Origin of the sequence: Kribbella shirazensis, from assembly GCF_011761605.1 — a bacterium.
Classification (GTDB): Bacteria; Actinomycetota; Actinomycetes; order Propionibacteriales; family Kribbellaceae; genus Kribbella; species Kribbella shirazensis.
This window is the reverse complement of record NZ_JAASRO010000001.1, coordinates 556,026-570,469: the sequence shown is the minus strand read 5'-3', so window position 1 is coordinate 570,469 and position 14,444 is coordinate 556,026. Positions and strand designations below refer to the sequence as shown.

Sequence of the window (14,444 nt, the reverse complement as noted above, 5' to 3'; positions counted from 1 at the left end):
ATGCGTATCCTGATCGCCTCCGGGCTGGCCGTCGTACTGCTTGCCGGATGTGGCGGTCCCGGGCAGGAGACCGCGCCGAGCGTCCCGCCGCTGGTGTCGGTGAGTACGCCGCCGACGTCGGCGACCCCGTCCGCGACGCCCTCGCAGACGCCGTCCGAGACGGCCGAGGTCGCGGACACCTTGTGCGTGCGGATGGACGCCGCGCTGGTGCAGTCGACGCTCGCGGCGCCTGTCGCGAACATCCAGTCCAAGAACCCGCCGGCCGAGTTCGGCATCCCGACGTACGACGTCTGTCAGTTCGCGCTCAGCACCAGCCCGAACGGTCCGGGGCTGAGGGTCGGCGTCTCGGTGCTGCCGGCCACGAAGGCGACGCTGGCGGCGACCCAGAAGGAGTACGCCAAGCAGCCGCGCGAGCCGATCAAGCCCGCCACCGTCGGCGAGGGCGGGTACGGAAACAGCCAGTTCCTGGTCTTCCTGCTCGGCGGCAAGCTGTACAAGCTCTCCGGTCCGCAGGCGACGCTCGCGAAGTACGTCGTACTCGGCCAGGAGGTCGTCCGGCAGGCTGCCGGGCTGCCCGACCCCGAGCGGCTGATCACGCGCTCGGACTGTGAGCGTGGCTCGTCGGCCGCTGCCAAGGTGATGGGCGCGCCGGCAATGGTCCGGCGCGACGGTCAGAGCCTCGTCGGCGACCTGGTCTGCGGCTGGGTGAACTCGACGAGCGTGCTCTCCTCGTCGGTCCGCCGGGAGCCGGACGCCGAGGGGTTGATGGCGCCGATCCGCAAGCTGCCGACGTCGCAGTCGGTCCCGCTCGGCGACGAGGGGTACGTCGACACCGCCACCGGCCGCACCACGATCCGCGTCGGCGCCGACAAGATCGTCGACCTGGTCCCGCTCCCCGCCCGCAAGATCGATCCGGACCTGATGACCCAGTTCGCGCTCGCGATGTCCCCGCTCTACACCCGCTGATCGACCGGCGTCAGGTAACCGACCAGGGCCTGGTTGAGCTCGGTGATCCAGCGTTCGCGATGGGCCGCCGGGGTGGACACGATCGTGCCGAGGAGCGCGGCGAAGATCTGGGTCGCGACGGCCGCTGTGGTCTCGAGACGGTCGGGAGGTAGGTCGGGGTAGCGCGCGGCGAGGACCTCGGCGACGCGGCCGATCACGGCCCGCTGCAAGGCGCGGGTGGGCGCGGTCAGTTTGTCGGGCAGGTCGCCGCTGCCGAACAGTGCCTTGAATCCCGGGTTCGCCAGGTTGACCTCGACCATCGGCCGGATCATCCGGTCGACCAGCTCGGGCAGCGGCAGGTGCGCCGTACCCGGATCGAAGGCCTTCGCGTGCGCGGCGGCGAGCTCGCTGCGGTAGCGCTCCGCGAGGGCTTCGGCGAGCGCCTCCTTGTTCGCGAAGAACTGGTACAGGGTGCCCGGCGAGACCCCGGCCTGCTTGGCGATCGCGTTCGTGGTCGCCTTCGCGTAGCCCGCTTCGGCGAACACCACCGCGGCGGCGTCCAGCAGTTGCACCATCCGCCGCTGCCCGCGCGCCTGGCGACGCGGCTCCTCGGGCATCCCTGATCCCTTCGTTGACAAACACGAGTAAAAGCTCGTATTTTTCGGTATGCGAGCAACTGCTCGTGTTTGGTCATCCTACCCCCGCCTGCCCGGAGGTCCGCCATGCCCGAAACCGCCCCGCCCACCGGCCCGGAGCGGGCGGATGCCCGACCCGAAGCTGCGGATGCCCGGGCTGATGCTGCGGCTCCCGGGTCCGGCGTCGATCTGCTGGGCCGGCTCGGTCGGCTGGTGGTGCGGCGCCGTCGGGTCGTCGCGGCGCTCTCGCTGGTCCTGACCGGACTCGTGCTCGCGGTTGCAGCCGGGGCGCTCGACGCCTTCTCGCTCTCCCGGATCGCCGACCCGGCGTCGGAGTCCGATCGCGCCCGCCGGGTGCTCGCCGAGCAGTTCCGGACCGGCCCGCCGAACCTCGCCTTCCTCGTGACAGCACAGACCGGAACCGTCGACGACCCAGCTGTGAGAGCGGCTGGTGTTGGCCTCACCAACGACATCGCAAGCCAACCGGGAGTTGCCGAAGCCGCGTCGTACTGGTCCCGCGGGGACAGCCCGGCCTTGCGCAGCAACGATTCCCGGCAGGCGCTCGTCCTCGTCCGCGTACCGGGTGACGTGAACGAGGCCCGCCAACGCGTCGGCGAACTCGCCGCGCAGTACGCCGGAACGCGGGATGCGATCACCGTGCAGGCAGGCGGTCAGGACGAGGTGTTCCGCGAGATCGGCGCCCAGGCCCGCCAGGACTTCCTGCGCGCGGAACTGGTGGTGATTCCGATGGTCCTGGCTTTGCTGATCCTTATCTATCGCAGGGTTTCGCTGGCGCTCGTGACGCTCGGCGTCGGGATCTTCGCGGTCGGCGGCGCGCTGACCGGCCTGCGCGTGATCGCGGCGTTCACCGAGGTCTCGACGTTCGCCGCCAATCTGTCGCTGGTGATGGGACTGGCGTTGGGGGTCGACTACTGCCTCTTCGTGATCGCGAGGTTCCGCGAAGAACTCGCCGATGGTGCAGAGGTCCACGACGCGGTGGTGACCGCGGTCCGCACAGCCGGCCGAACCGTCTTCTTCAGCGGGCTGACGGTCGCGATCTCGCTGCTCGCACTGTTGCTGTTCCCGCTGTCCTTCCTGCGATCCTTCGGGTACGCCGGTGTGCTTGTCGTCGCGTCCGCGCTGATCGGCGCACTGGTCATCCTGCCCGCCGTCCTGGCGCTCCTCGGTCGGCGAGTCGTCCGGCCCACGCCGGTGCGCGCCCGAACCGGTCGATGGGCCGCGCTGGCAACCGCGGTCATGCGCCGCCCCGCGCTCATCGGCGGCAGCGTACTGGTGCTGATCTTGTTGCTCTCGGCCCCTGCTCTGGGTTTGCGCTTCGGTCTGCCGGACGCGCGGATCCTCCCCGCGGACGCCAGCAGTCGCATCATGGCCGACCAGGTCCGGGAGAACTTCGGCCAGGAGGAGTCCGACGCGCTGTACGTCGTGATGCCCGAGGCGGCCGACCCGGCGCGCCTGGCGCCGTACGCGAAGGTCCTCGGAGAGTTCGAGGGCGTCGCTCAGGTGGACACCTACGTCCGCAACGGCGGCGCGTACCTGACAGTCATCCCGACCGAGGACGCGCTCGAAGGCGACATCGGGGGCCTGGTCGAGCGGGTCCGCTCGGCGTCGGCGCCGTACCCGACCATCATCGGTGGCTCGCCGGCCGAGATGTCGGACTGGCGCTCGGCACTCACCGAACGGATCCCGTTGGTGCTTGGTCTGATCCTGCTGCTCAGTGTGGTCGTGCTGTACGTCGCGACCGGCAGTGTGCTGCTGCCGTTGAAGGCGACCGTGCTGAACCTGCTCAGTCTCGCTGTGATGTTCGGCGTGATGGTGTGGGTGTTCCAGTGGGGCAATCTGTCCGGGCTGCTCGGGTTCACGGCGACCGGGGTGCTGGAGGCGAGCATGCCGACGCTGATGTTCTGCATCGTGTACGGCTTGTCGATGGACTACGAGGTGTTCATCGTGTCGCGGATCCGGGAGGAGTACCTGCGGACGGGCGACACCGAGCGTGCGGTGGCGACCGGGTTGCAGCGGTCGGCGCCGCTGGTCACGACCGCGGCCGTCGTCCTGGCGTCGTCGTTCGCCGTCTATGCGAGCGGCGGGGTCGTGTACCTGAAGATGATCGGCGTCGGCATGGCGGTTGCGGTGCTCGTGGACGCGACGGCGATCCGGGGCGTGCTGCTGCCGGCGTTCATGAAGCTCGCGGGGCGGGCGAACTGGTGGAGCCCTGGGGTACCTAACAACAGACACCCCTAGAGCTAAGGGTGTCAAGCGGCTTGGGTTGTGGCGCGGTGTGACCAGGCGGTTTGGGGGTTGTAGAGGGTGTGGGTTTTGAGGCAGCCGTGGAGGATGCCGACGAGCCGGTTGCCGATCTGGCGTAGCGCGGCGTGGTGGCCGAGGCCGCGGCCGCGGAGTTGGTCGTAGTAGGCGCGGACATCGGCGTCGTGCAGGGTGGCGGCGCTGGCCCACAGGTCGATGGCGTTGACGAGCCGGTTGTTGTGGATGAACCGGGCGTGCACGGTTTTCAGTTTGCCGGATTGGCGGGTGATGGGTGCGGTGCCGGCGTAGTTCTTGCGGGCTTTGGCGTCGGCGTAGCGGCCGGGGGCGTCGCCGAACTCTGCGAGCACCCGGGCGCCGAGGATCGGTCCGAGGCCGGGCTGGCTGCGGTAGATCTCAACGTCCGGGTGCCGGCCAAAAGAGGCCTCGACCCCTTCCTGCAGGGCAGGGATCTGGGTGTTCAGGGTCTGCAGGATCGCGACCGTGGAGCCGACCGTGGCCGCGTAGGCGGCGGTGATGATCTCGGGCTGGCCGAGATGCTCGGTGCGCAGCGCGGCCTGCACCGCCGCGGCCCGTTCGGCCAGGTCGCCTCGCCGCCCGGCGGTCTTCAACGCCGCGGTGATCTGGACGATCGTCAGTTTCGCCGCCGCTGCCGGGGTGGGGGCCTTGGCCAGTAACGCCAGCACGTCGGCACCGGTCAGCGTCAACGTCCCTTGCTGGTAGGCAACCAGCGCGGACGGGAAGTACTCCCGCAGCGCGGCCCGCAGCCGCAGCAGGTGCCGGGTCCGCTCCTGGATCAGCGACTGATGCGCCCGGGCGAGCACCTTGACCCCGTCGGCCAGCTCGGAATCGGCCGTGACCGGCCGCAGTTGATGCCTACGGGTCCGGACCAGGTCGGCCAGCGTCCGGGCATCGGTCTTGTCGTCCTTCGCACCCGACAACGACAAACTCTCACGGTGCCGGGCAGCAAGTTTCGGGTTCACCGCGAACACCACATACCCCGCCGCCAGCAACGCGGCCACCCACGGCCCGCGATCGGTCTCGATCCCGATCACCACCTCCTCCGGACCGGCATCATCGCCCAGGAACTCCGCCACCAACTCGTGGAACCGAACCATCCCGGCAATGCCCTCGTCCACCCGCCCACGGGCCAGGACCCGGCCCTGGTCGTCCTCGACCTGCAGGTCGTGATGCCCTTCGGCCCAGTCGTCACCCACAAACAACACAACAACTCTCCCATCGCCTCCCGACCAATCCCGGCAGCCCGCGAGAGACCTTGAGCGCCCTAATGGATCAGTGCTCACACCAACCAACCAGCAGCGGTGGGCACGACACCCCATCAGCCCTACAATCTCCCGCACCACCAGCGAGGGCACGCTCTGTCGTCAGGACTCAAACAGTCCAGGAGGTATGAGTGCTCACCCGCCAGCGGCTACCAGCCACCGAGTCTGCCAGCGACCGACCCGGTAACACCCATTAGGAGGTATGTGGGCACGTAGACACCTTCTCCCGCCTCAGCATGCGCCGGGTGCGGGCCGCCGGCCGGACACCTCCTGTCGAACGGTCCCCAACTGGGCGATGGCCGCGGTGATGTCGGTGGGGGTGCGGGCGGCGTAGCCGAGGACCAGGCCGGGGGCGTGGGGGAGTTGGCAGTGCCACGACAGCGGGTGGCATTTCACGCCTCGGTCCAGGGCGGCCGCGGCCAGGGCGGCGTCGTCGGTGTCGTCGGCGAACGTGATGGTGAGATGCAGGCCGGCGGCGGCACCGTGGATGGTTGCGGTGGGCAAGTGGTTGCGGATCGCGGTGACCATCGCGTCGCGGCGGGTGCGGTGCCGGCGGCGTAGGAAGCGGAGCTGGCGTTCGAGTTCGCCGGACTCCATCAGATGCGCGAGGGTGAGCTGCGGGAGGCCCGCGTTGCCGAGGTCGGCCAGACGTTTCCGGGCAATCAGTTCCTCCTTGTACCGCGTCGGCGCCAGCATCCAGCCGATCCGCAGCGCCGGGGCGAGCAGCTTGGAGATACTGCCGGCGTAGATCACCTGGTCAGGCAGCATCGCGCGCAGGGCCGGGACCGGCGGGCGGTCGTACCGGTGCTCCGCGTCGTAGTCGTCCTCGAGGATCAGACCGCCGTCCTTCGCCCAGTGGATGAGTTCGCGCCGGCGTTCACCGTCCAGGACGACGCCGGTCGGGAAGTGGTGCGCCGGCGTCGCCATCACGACCTCGGCGCCGGAATCACGCAGTACGTCGACCCGCAGCCCGCGGTCGTCGACGGGGATGGGCAGGGTCCGCAGGCCCCAGTTCTGCAGGTGCTGGCGGGAGCCGAGCGAGCCGGGATCCTCGACCGCGATCTCGTGGGTGTCGTGCTGGGAGAGGACTTGCGCGACGAGCCCGATGGCCTGCGCGACGCCGGCCACGATGATCAGGTCGTCGGGGTCCGCCGCGATCCCGCGGTACTGCGCCAACCAGGCCGCGACTGCCCGGCGGAGCGCCGCTGTGCCGGCGGGGTCGCCGTACCCGAAGTCCGCGGACCGCAGATCGCTCAGCACCGCTCGCTCCGCCCGCATCCAGGCGGCGCGCGGAAACGCCGCCAGGTCCGGCACGCCCGGCGTCAGATCGATGTGCGCCGGGAGGTCCCGCAACCGGTCGAACGCGTCCAGGCCGGGACGCGACAGGAGCGATTCCTCGTCTCGCAGAACCGGGTCCCGGCCGGTCTGTCGGGCCGGTTCGGTCGCGGTGCGCAGCGGGGCCGCGACGACGACCGTGCCGCGGCGGCCTTGCCCGGCGATCTGGCCGTCTTCGGTCAGGCGCTGGTACGTCTCCGTGACGACGCCGCGGGAGATGCCGAGGTCGGTGGCAAGGGTGCGGGTGGCGGGCAGCCGGGCGCCGACCGGCAGGTGACCGGTGGAGATCGCGGTCCGGAGGCGATCGGTCAGCCAGTCCGCGAGTCCTCCCGCGGGTGCCTCGGACGGGTCGAGCTGCAGGAAGTCGGCCCCGCCATTGGACCTGCCACTTCTCGCCGGATTGGACCTGTTCACAGGACCATTGTCGCGCGACCGTGGAGGTATGGGAACCGACTACGTCCACGGCTACACCCCGGCGGAGACGCGCCGGCTGACCGACCAGGCCGGCACCCTGGCCGACCTGCTCCACGGCGGCACCACGTACCGGCCCGGCAGCCGGGTGCTGGAGGCCGGCTGCGGCGTGGGTGCGCAGACCGTCCAGCTCGTCACCCGCAGCCCCGGCATCGAGCTCACCTCGATCGACATCTCCGAGGAGTCGCTCGGCCAGGCGAAGGCCCGCGTGGCCGAGCAGGCGCCGCACGCGACGGTCGACTGGCGGCACGCGGACCTGCGCGAACTCGGCGACGAGAAGTTCGACCACGTCTTCGTCTGCTTCGTTCTCGAACACCTCGCCGATCCCGGTGACGCCCTCGTCCGGCTCCGCAACCTGTTGAAGCCCGGCGGCACGATCACCGTCATCGAGGGCGACCACGGGTCCGCCTTCTTCCATCCGCGCAGTACGCGGGCGCAAGCCGTCATCGACTGTCTCGTCGACCTGCAGGCTGCCGCGGGCGGTGACGCGCTGATCGGCCGCCGGCTGCAGCCGTTGCTCGAGCAGGCCGGGTACGACGACGTACAGGTCGGTCCGCGCACCGTCTACGCCGACCAGAACCTCCCGCACCTGGTCGACGGTTTCACCCGCAAGACGTTCATCGCGATGGTCGAGTCCGTCCGCGACCGCGCCATCGCCGCCGGACTGCGGACCGAGGCCGAATGGGCCGCCGGCACCCGTGACCTGGACCAGGCCGCCGAACCCGGCGGCACCTTTCACTACACGTTCTTCAAAGGAGTTGGCCGGACATGATCGAATTGACAGTCCTCGTTGCCCTCATCTGCTGGGCTCTGAATCGCAACCAGCGCAAGCAGATCCGCCCGACGCCAGGTGGTGTCACCGACCGCGATCTGGAGCGACTGGTCGCCGATCTGCGCGCACTCGCCTGACGAGTTCATGAACGCCTGGTAAACAAGAAGGATGCCACCGACTGAACAGCTCGAGATCGAGACGAAGTACGACGTCGACGACAGCGTGATGCTGCCGGCGCTGCACGAACTGCCCGGAGTCGCGCGGGTCGCGCAACCGGTCGAGCTCGACCTCGAGGCCGTGTACTACGACACCGCCGACCTCGACCTGGCCGCGCACAAGGTGACGCTGCGCCGCCGCACCGGGGGCGAGGACGACGGGTGGCACGTGAAGTTCCCGGGGTCGTCCGGTGGGCGGCTCGAGGTCCGGCATCCACTCGGCCGTTCGACGGGCGTACCGATCGCGGTCGTCCGCACGGTCCGGGTGCACGTCCGCGACCACCCGTTGACGCCGGTCGTGACGTTGCGGACCCGGCGCATCGTGCATCGGCTGCTCGACGATGCCGGTGAGGTCCTCGCGGAGCTGGCCGACGACCAGGTGACCGCGACGGTCGAGGGTGGTGAGCCGGAGAGCTGGCGCGAGTGGGAGGTCGAGCTCGTCGGCGGCGACGAGCTGCTGCTGGAGGACGCGGGCGAGCTGCTGAAGTCCGCGGGCGCGCGTCCGGCGAGCGGTCCGAGCAAGCTGGCCAGGGCACTCGGCGATCGCGTTCCGTCGTACGACGACTGGACCTTGCCGAAGAAGCCGCGGACGTCGGACCTGTTCCGCGCGTACGCCGGTGCGCAGGTGCAGGCGATCCGGGAGCGGGACCCCGAGGTACGGCGGGACGTGCCGGACTCGATCCACAAGTTCCGGGTCGCGACGCGGCGGCTGCGGTCGGCGCTGGCGACGTACCGCCCGGCCGTCGACCGCGCGGCCGGTGACGAGCTGCGCGCCGAGCTGAAGTGGCTCGCGGGTGAGCTCGGCGCGGCGCGGGACGCGGAGGTGCAGCGCGAGCACTTCGCGGCCGAGGTCGCCGAACAGCCGGTCGAGCTCGTGATGGGCCGGGTCGCCGGGCGGATCGACGACCATCTGCGGCAGGTCTACAAGGAAGGACGCGCGGGGGCGCTCGCCGCGCTGGAGAGTCCGCGGTACTTCCGGCTGCTCGACGCGCTGGACGAGCTGGTCGCGAAGCCGCCGGTCACCGGCGACGACCGGAAGGCGAGCAAGCAGATCGGCGAGCTGCTCGACCACGACTACCGGCGGATGCGGAAGGCAGTACGCCGTTCGCAGGACGCCGAGACGGACGCGGAGCAGGACCACGAGCTCCACGAGGTCCGCAAGGCCGCCAAGCGACTGCGGTACGCCGCGGAGTCCGCCGTACCCGTCCTGGGCGACGAGGCCGCCGAGCTGGCCGCGCGGGCCGAGGAAGTCCAGGAGGTCCTCGGCGAACACCAGGACTCCGTCGTCTCGCGCGACCTCCTACGCCAGCTGGCCCTGCAGGTGTACGCCGAGGGCGGCAACCCCTTCACCTACGGCCGCCTGCACGCCGCCGAGGAAGCCCGCGGCACCAGCTCCCGCGACGCCTTCTACAAACTCTGGCCCACGCTCAAATTCCAGTCCTGACGCACACGACGGGCTGTAGTACGTCGGTCAGGCGGCGGAGTACGTGGCTGCGCCAGCCGCCGTTCATCAGGCGGCGGACGAGCTGTTGGGTTGGGTCGTCAGGGTCGAAGCCGGAGTGTTCGAGGATCAGGCGGGTGCCCTGGCCCTCGGGTTGGAGGGTCCAGGCGACCTCCGTCGGCATCGAGCCGGGATCGTCGGCGTCGGCCCAGCTGATCCGTAACCGCTTGGGCGGGGTCAGCTCCAGCACCTGACAGGCGATCTGCCCGGAGAATCCGGTCTGCACGACCGGGCGTCCGTGGAAGGTGAAGCGGTGGCCGACGACGGGTTCGAAGTCGTTCGGCATCAGCCACTGCGCCATCAGGTCCGGTGTCGTCAACGCGCGCCAGAGTTTCGCCGGCGGATGGGGGAAGTACTGGTCGACCTCGATCGTGGTGAGGTCGTCATTCGTCGTCATCGTCGTCCATCCGGTCGAGGACGCCGCCGAGCGCGATCATCCGGTCACGCCAGAATCTCTCGTACGGGGTCAGCCAGTCGATCAGCTCCGCCATCGGTTCGCCGGTGACCCGGTAGAAACGGTGGCGTCCTTCAGCCCGCTCTTCGACCAGACCGGTCTCCCGCAGCGCGCGGAGATGCTCGGAGACGCTGGGACGGGCCATGTCGAACTTCCCGGCGAGCTCCCCGGCGGTGTGTTCCCCGTCGAGGAGCGCGTCCAGGATGTCTCGGCGGGTGGGGTTGGCGAGCGCGGCGAACACCTCGTCCAGCGGTCCGCTCTTGACGCGTCGGGGCAAGGTTCAGCCCTGCAGTACGTAGCCGTTGCCGTCCGGGTCGGAGAACGTCGCCTGCGTTGCCCACGGCAGCTCGTTGGGACCGTCGACGACCACACCCGCGGCCTGCAGACGAGCGATGTCGGCGTCGAGGTCGTCGCTGGCGAGCAGCGTCCCCTGCCCGCCGCCGGCGCTCATCCCCGGGAACGGCTTGTGCAGCACGAGCGTGGTGCCCCGAGGCGCACCCACCTCGAGCCAGCGGTTGTCGCCGAAGGTCTGGTCGGCCTTCACCTCCATGCCGAGGGCATCGACATAGAAGTCACGAGCGGCGTCCTGGTCGGACACGAACACGGTCACGGTCTTCACGGTGTTGATAGCCATACCCGCACAATACGTAGGAAACTTCCTACGCGTCAATCCATCCCGAGCTGCGACAGGCGGCGGACTGTCGAGACAAGGTACTGCGTGTCTCCAGACCCCGGGGGTTGTCGCAATTGCGTCGAGCTGGACGCAGAAGACGGACCCGGCGGGAGGGTGCCGGGTCCGTCTCGGGGGCGGGGGTGGGGCTGTCAGGCAGGTTCGCTTGGATTCAGCAGGGCCTGCCTGACAGGTCTCAGTGGTGGACTGCCTTCTCGGCGCCCGCGCCGGTGAGGGAGCGGACCTCCATTTCGGCGAAGCGGTCGACGTCGACCTGTTCCTTGCTGGTGATGGTGCCGAGCCAGCCGAGCAGGAAGGCCAGCGGGATCGAGACGATGCCGGGGTTGTCCAGCGGGAACCAGTGGAAGTCGATGTTGGTGTCGGTGATCATCGACAGGCTGGCGCCGGTCTTCTTGTCCACCTTGCCGGAGACGACCGGGCTGAAGATGATCAGGATGATCGTCGAGGCCAGGCCGCCGTAGATGCTCCACAGCGCGCCGCGGGTGTTGAAGCGGCGCCAGAACAGCGAGTACAGGATCGTCGGCAGGTTCGCGCTGGCCGCGACCGCGAACGCGAGCGCCACCAGGAACGCGATGTTCTGCCCGTTCGCGAAGATGCCGCCGACGATCGCGACGATGCCGATCACGACCGCGGTGTAGCGGGCCACGCGGACCTCGCCGTCGCCGCTGATCTGGCCCTTCTTGATGATCTGGCCGTAGATGTCGTGCGCGAACGACGTACTCGCGGTGATCGTCAGCCCGGCCACCACGGCGAGGATCGTCGCGAACGCGACCGCCGAGATGACGCCGAGCAGGATCTCGCCGCCGAGTGCGAACGCGAGCAGTGGAGCGGCCGAGTTCGCCTTGCCGGGTGCGGCCCTGATCGCGTCGGGGCCGACGATCGCCGCGGCGCCGTACCCGAGCACCAGCGTGAACAGGTAGAAGATGCCGATGATCCAGATCGCCCAGCTGACGCTGCGCCGCGCCTCCTTGGAGTCCGGCACGGTGTAGAACCGCATCAGTACGTGCGGCAGACCGGCGGTGCCGAGTACCAGCGCGAGTGCGAGCGAGAGGAAGTCCAGCTTGGTGACACCGGTGAGGCCGTACTGCAGGCCCGGGTTCAGCAGCTTCTCGCCGGCCGCGGGGCTGTTCTCGACCGCCGCGCCGAGCAGGCCGGACAGGTTGAAGGTGTACTTCGCCAGCACCCAGAGCGTCATGATGCCGGCGCCGATGACGAGCAGCACGGCCTTGACGATCTGCACCCAGGTGGTGCCCTTCATGCCGCCGACGAGCACGTAAGTGATCATCAGGATGCCGACCACGGCGATCACGATGCTCTGCCCGGCCCGGCCGGAGACACCGAGCAGGAGGGCGACGAGACCCCCGGCGCCTGCCATCTGCGCCAGCAGGTAGAAGAAGCAGACGCCGAGGGTCGAGATCGCGGCCGCCATCCGGACCGGCCGCTGCTTGAGGCGGAACGACAGTACGTCGGCCATCGTGAAGCGGCCGGTGTTCCGCAGCAGTTCGGCGACCAGCAGCAGGGCGACCAGCCAGGCCACCAGGAAGCCGATGGAGTACAGGAAGCCGTCGTACCCGTTCAGCGCGATCGCGCCGGCGATGCCGAGGAAGGACGCGGCGGACAGGTAGTCGCCGGCGATCGCGACGCCGTTCTGCGGGCCGGTGAACGACCGGCCGCCGGCGTAGAAGTCGGCCGCGGTCTTGTTGTTCCGCGACGCCTTGAACACGATCGCCAGCGTGGCCAGCACGAACAGCCCGAAGATCAGGATGTTGACGGTCGGGTTACCGATATCGGTTGCCATGGGCAACATCAGCGGGGCGGTCACTGCGGCTCTCCCTCGATCTGGTGACGCAACTTCTCGGCGTCCGGGTCGACCCGGCGATCCGCCCAGCGGACGTAGATCATCGTGATCGCGAACGTCGACACGAACTGGCCGAGGCCGAGCAGCAGCGCCACGTTGATGTTGCCGCCGATCCGGTACGACATGAAGCCGTGCGCGTAGTCGGCGAGCAGGACGTAGACGAAGTACCAGACCAGGAACAACGCGGTCATCGGGAACACGAAGCGCCGGAACCGGCGACGCAGTTCGGAGAAGTCCGGTGACAACTGGACGTCTCGGTACGTCGACAGTTCGCGATCGCGCATCTCACTCATCGCGAGCCTCCAGGGAGGGGATCGAGCCGGGCGGGTGTCGAGGCCGGCGGGGGTTGCTGTCTCGTACTGTGGCGCGGGTCACGGGGGTCTTGACAGCACCGGCGGGCACCGGTCGCTCAGCGGAGCACACCAGTCGTTCGGTGGATCACTCAACTGCGGCGAGCGGTAGGTATCACGCGACGAACGGTCGGCGATCCACGTTGACGGCCTCGGGGGTGTGCAGGCGGACCATGCTGCGGGCGGTGCCTGCCGGGATGCGGTCCGGGGTGAGCCGGGAGACCACGATCACCGTGAGGAACGCGAGCGGCATCGTCCACGCGGCCGGCTGCCCGACGAGCGCGCGCGGCCAACCGCCCTGTGGTGCGCCCAGCACGTTCACCAGTGCGGCCGCGCTGGCCGCGATCCCGCCGACCACCAACCCGGCCGCGGCGCCGGTCGTCGACATCCGCCGCCACCAGATCCCCAGCACCAGCAACGGGCAGAACGTCGACGCGGCGAGCGCGAACGCGAGCCCGACGGTGTCCGCGAGACTCAGCGCGCCCGTCGCCGTGAACGCCAGGTACGGGACGATCATCGCGAGCAGCGACGCGATCCGGAAGCTGTTCACCGCGACGTAGTCTCCGCCGCTCCACCGGTGCAGCCGGCTCCGCAACAGGTCCTGGTCGATCACCCCGGCGATCGCGACCGTCAACCCCGACGACGTCGACAGGAACGCCGCGAACGCCCCTGCCGCGACCAGTGCACCGAGCAGATCCCCTGCTGTACCAGGGAAAACGCGTCCGGGCAGCTCGAGTACGACGGTATCGCCGCCCGCGTCCACCAGATCCGGCGCGAACGTCCGCCCGAGGATCGCGTACATCGGCGGGAAGAGGTAGAACATCCCGAGCAACGCGAGGACGACGACAGTGGTACGGCGGGCCGCCCGGCCGTCGGGGTTCGTATAGAAGCGGACCAGGACGTGCGGAAGCCCCATCGTCCCGAAACAAAGGGCCAGGAGCAACGAATAGGTCGCGTACAGCGGGTGGTCGCGACCCCCGGCGCGGGACAGCGGCTCGGCCCACTCGGCGGCCGCGCCGTGCAGCGAGTCGAGGACGCCGACCGGTTGGTGCCAGAGGAGCAGGATGACGAAGATCGGCATCGCCAGTGCGGTCAGCTTGAGCCAGTACTGGAACGCCTGGACGAAGGTGATCGAACGCATTCCGCCCGCGGCGACGTTGATCACCACGATCACCGCGACGATCGCAGCACCGACATGCGGCGGAGCGCCCGTCACGGTCTGCACCGCGAGGCCGGCTCCTTGCAGCTGGGGCAGCAGGTAGAGCGTCCCGATACCGACCACGAGTCCGGCGCAGATCCGTCGTACGGCGGCCGACTCGAAGCGGGTCTCGGCGAAGTCGGGGAGCGTGTACGCACCGGACCGGCGCAGCGGAGCCGCGACCAGGACCAGCAGCATCAGGTAGCCGACGGTGTAGCCGACCGAGAACCAGAGCATGTCGGCGCCGTTCACCAGCACAAGGCCGGCGACGCCCAGGAACGACGCGGCGGACAGGTACTCGCCGCTGATCGCGGACGCGTTCCAGCGGGGCGTGACGGCGCGGCTGGCCACGTAGAAGTCGCTGGTGGTGCGCGAGATCCGCAGGCCGAACAGCCCGATCGCGATCGTTGCCAGGACCACCAATCCGATCGCGGTCAGGCTGAGCGCCGGCGACAT

14 protein-coding genes are annotated in these 14,444 nt (G+C 69.5%); 5 read left to right on the top strand and 9 right to left on the bottom strand.

The genetic code is table 11. From position 1 onward, the window contains the following. Nucleotides 1-966: a hypothetical protein gene (locus BJY22_RS02745; RefSeq protein ID WP_167203595.1), complete on the top strand. Its 966-nt coding sequence runs from the start codon at nt 1-3 to the stop codon at nt 964-966. On the opposite strand, the gene BJY22_RS02740 is transcribed toward BJY22_RS02745, so the two are convergent. After that, nucleotides 954-1,562 carry a TetR/AcrR family transcriptional regulator gene (locus BJY22_RS02740; RefSeq protein WP_202890967.1) on the bottom strand — a complete coding sequence of 203 codons (609 nt, stop codon included), beginning with the start codon at nt 1,560-1,562 and terminating at the stop codon, nt 954-956. The two genes, BJY22_RS02745 and BJY22_RS02740, sit on opposite strands and share 13 nt — an antisense overlap. A gap of 105 nt (nt 1,563-1,667) precedes the next feature. On the opposite strand from BJY22_RS02740, the gene BJY22_RS02735 reads away from it, so the two are divergent. Next, entirely contained in the window at nt 1,668-3,839 is a 2,172-nt protein-coding gene (locus BJY22_RS02735; protein WP_167203594.1) for an MMPL family transporter, read from the top strand. A gap of 11 nt (nt 3,840-3,850) precedes the next feature. On the opposite strand, the gene BJY22_RS02730 is transcribed toward BJY22_RS02735, so the two are convergent. Further along, the gene (locus BJY22_RS02730) at nt 3,851-5,086 is read right to left on the bottom strand and encodes an IS110 family RNA-guided transposase (RefSeq protein WP_167203593.1); all 1,236 of its coding nucleotides are present in this window, start codon (nt 5,084-5,086) and stop codon (nt 3,851-3,853) included. Nucleotides 5,087-5,374: 288 nt separating this feature from the next. Beyond that, complete coding sequence (gene pdxR, locus BJY22_RS02725; protein ID WP_167203592.1) at nt 5,375-6,892, bottom strand: MocR-like pyridoxine biosynthesis transcription factor PdxR; 1,518 nt, start codon at nt 6,890-6,892, stop codon at nt 5,375-5,377. Nucleotides 6,893-6,920: 28 nt separating this feature from the next. Here pdxR and BJY22_RS02720 point away from each other — a divergent pair, with 28 nt between their 5' ends. From BJY22_RS02720 to BJY22_RS02710, 3 genes are read left to right on the top strand one after another with little or no spacing between them, the layout of a single operon-like run. Further along, nucleotides 6,921-7,721, top strand: a complete 801-nt coding sequence (locus BJY22_RS02720) for a methyltransferase (RefSeq protein WP_167203591.1) — start codon at nt 6,921-6,923, stop codon at nt 7,719-7,721. Further along, the gene (locus BJY22_RS02715; protein WP_167203590.1) at nt 7,718-7,858 is read left to right on the top strand and encodes a hypothetical protein; all 141 of its coding nucleotides are present in this window, start codon (nt 7,718-7,720) and stop codon (nt 7,856-7,858) included. The genes BJY22_RS02720 and BJY22_RS02715 overlap by 4 nt, the downstream gene beginning before the upstream one ends. 31 nt (nt 7,859-7,889) lie before the next feature. Further along, complete coding sequence (locus BJY22_RS02710) at nt 7,890-9,380, top strand: CYTH and CHAD domain-containing protein (protein WP_167203589.1); 1,491 nt, start codon at nt 7,890-7,892, stop codon at nt 9,378-9,380. Here the strand turns inward: BJY22_RS02710 and BJY22_RS02705 are convergent. The 6 genes from BJY22_RS02705 to BJY22_RS02680 form a co-directional block, all read right to left on the bottom strand. Then, a complete protein-coding gene (locus BJY22_RS02705; protein WP_167203588.1) occupies nt 9,364-9,834 on the bottom strand; it encodes an SRPBCC family protein in 471 nt (156 codons plus the stop codon). The genes BJY22_RS02710 and BJY22_RS02705 overlap by 17 nt on opposite strands. Beyond that, entirely contained in the window at nt 9,821-10,168 is a 348-nt protein-coding gene (locus BJY22_RS02700; RefSeq protein WP_167203587.1) for an ArsR/SmtB family transcription factor, read from the bottom strand. The genes BJY22_RS02705 and BJY22_RS02700 overlap by 14 nt, the downstream gene beginning before the upstream one ends. Nucleotides 10,169-10,171: 3 nt before the next feature. Further along, entirely contained in the window at nt 10,172-10,525 is a 354-nt protein-coding gene (locus tag BJY22_RS02695) for a VOC family protein (RefSeq protein WP_167203586.1), read from the bottom strand. A gap of 232 nt (nt 10,526-10,757) precedes the next feature. Beyond that, nucleotides 10,758-12,389 (bottom strand): solute symporter family protein, encoded by a 1,632-nt coding sequence (locus BJY22_RS02690; protein ID WP_167217791.1) that lies wholly within the window; start codon nt 12,387-12,389, stop codon nt 10,758-10,760. Nucleotides 12,390-12,400: 11 nt separating this feature from the next. Further along, on the bottom strand, nt 12,401-12,733 hold the full coding sequence (locus BJY22_RS02685; protein WP_167203585.1) for a DUF485 domain-containing protein: 333 nt from the start codon (nt 12,731-12,733) through the stop codon (nt 12,401-12,403). A gap of 172 nt (nt 12,734-12,905) precedes the next feature. Then, nucleotides 12,906-14,444 (bottom strand): sodium/solute symporter, encoded by a 1,539-nt coding sequence (locus BJY22_RS02680; protein ID WP_167203584.1) that lies wholly within the window; start codon nt 14,442-14,444, stop codon nt 12,906-12,908.

Excerpts from the sequence above, each read along its gene's own strand:
- BJY22_RS02715 (WP_167203590.1), top strand. The coding sequence starts at position 7,718 with ATGATCGAATTGACAGTCCTCGTTGCCCTCATCTGCTGGGCTCTGAAT.
- BJY22_RS02705 (WP_167203588.1), bottom strand. The coding sequence starts at position 9,834 with ATGACGACGAATGACGACCTCACCACGATCGAGGTCGACCAGTACTTC.
- BJY22_RS02695 (WP_167203586.1), bottom strand. The coding sequence starts at position 10,525 with ATGGCTATCAACACCGTGAAGACCGTGACCGTGTTCGTGTCCGACCAG.
- BJY22_RS02690 (WP_167217791.1), bottom strand. The coding sequence starts at position 12,389 with ATGTTGCCCATGGCAACCGATATCGGTAACCCGACCGTCAACATCCTG.
- BJY22_RS02740 (WP_202890967.1), bottom strand. The coding sequence starts at position 1,562 with ATGCCCGAGGAGCCGCGTCGCCAGGCGCGCGGGCAGCGGCGGATGGTG.
- BJY22_RS02745 (WP_167203595.1), top strand. The coding sequence starts at position 1 with ATGCGTATCCTGATCGCCTCCGGGCTGGCCGTCGTACTGCTTGCCGGA.
- BJY22_RS02735 (WP_167203594.1), top strand. The coding sequence starts at position 1,668 with ATGCCCGAAACCGCCCCGCCCACCGGCCCGGAGCGGGCGGATGCCCGA.
- BJY22_RS02720 (WP_167203591.1), top strand. The coding sequence starts at position 6,921 with ATGGGAACCGACTACGTCCACGGCTACACCCCGGCGGAGACGCGCCGG.
- BJY22_RS02680 (WP_167203584.1), bottom strand. The coding sequence starts at position 14,444 with ATGTCGCCGGCGCTCAGCCTGACCGCGATCGGATTGGTGGTCCTGGCA.
- BJY22_RS02710 (WP_167203589.1), top strand. The coding sequence starts at position 7,890 with ATGCCACCGACTGAACAGCTCGAGATCGAGACGAAGTACGACGTCGAC.
- BJY22_RS02685 (WP_167203585.1), bottom strand. The coding sequence starts at position 12,733 with ATGAGTGAGATGCGCGATCGCGAACTGTCGACGTACCGAGACGTCCAG.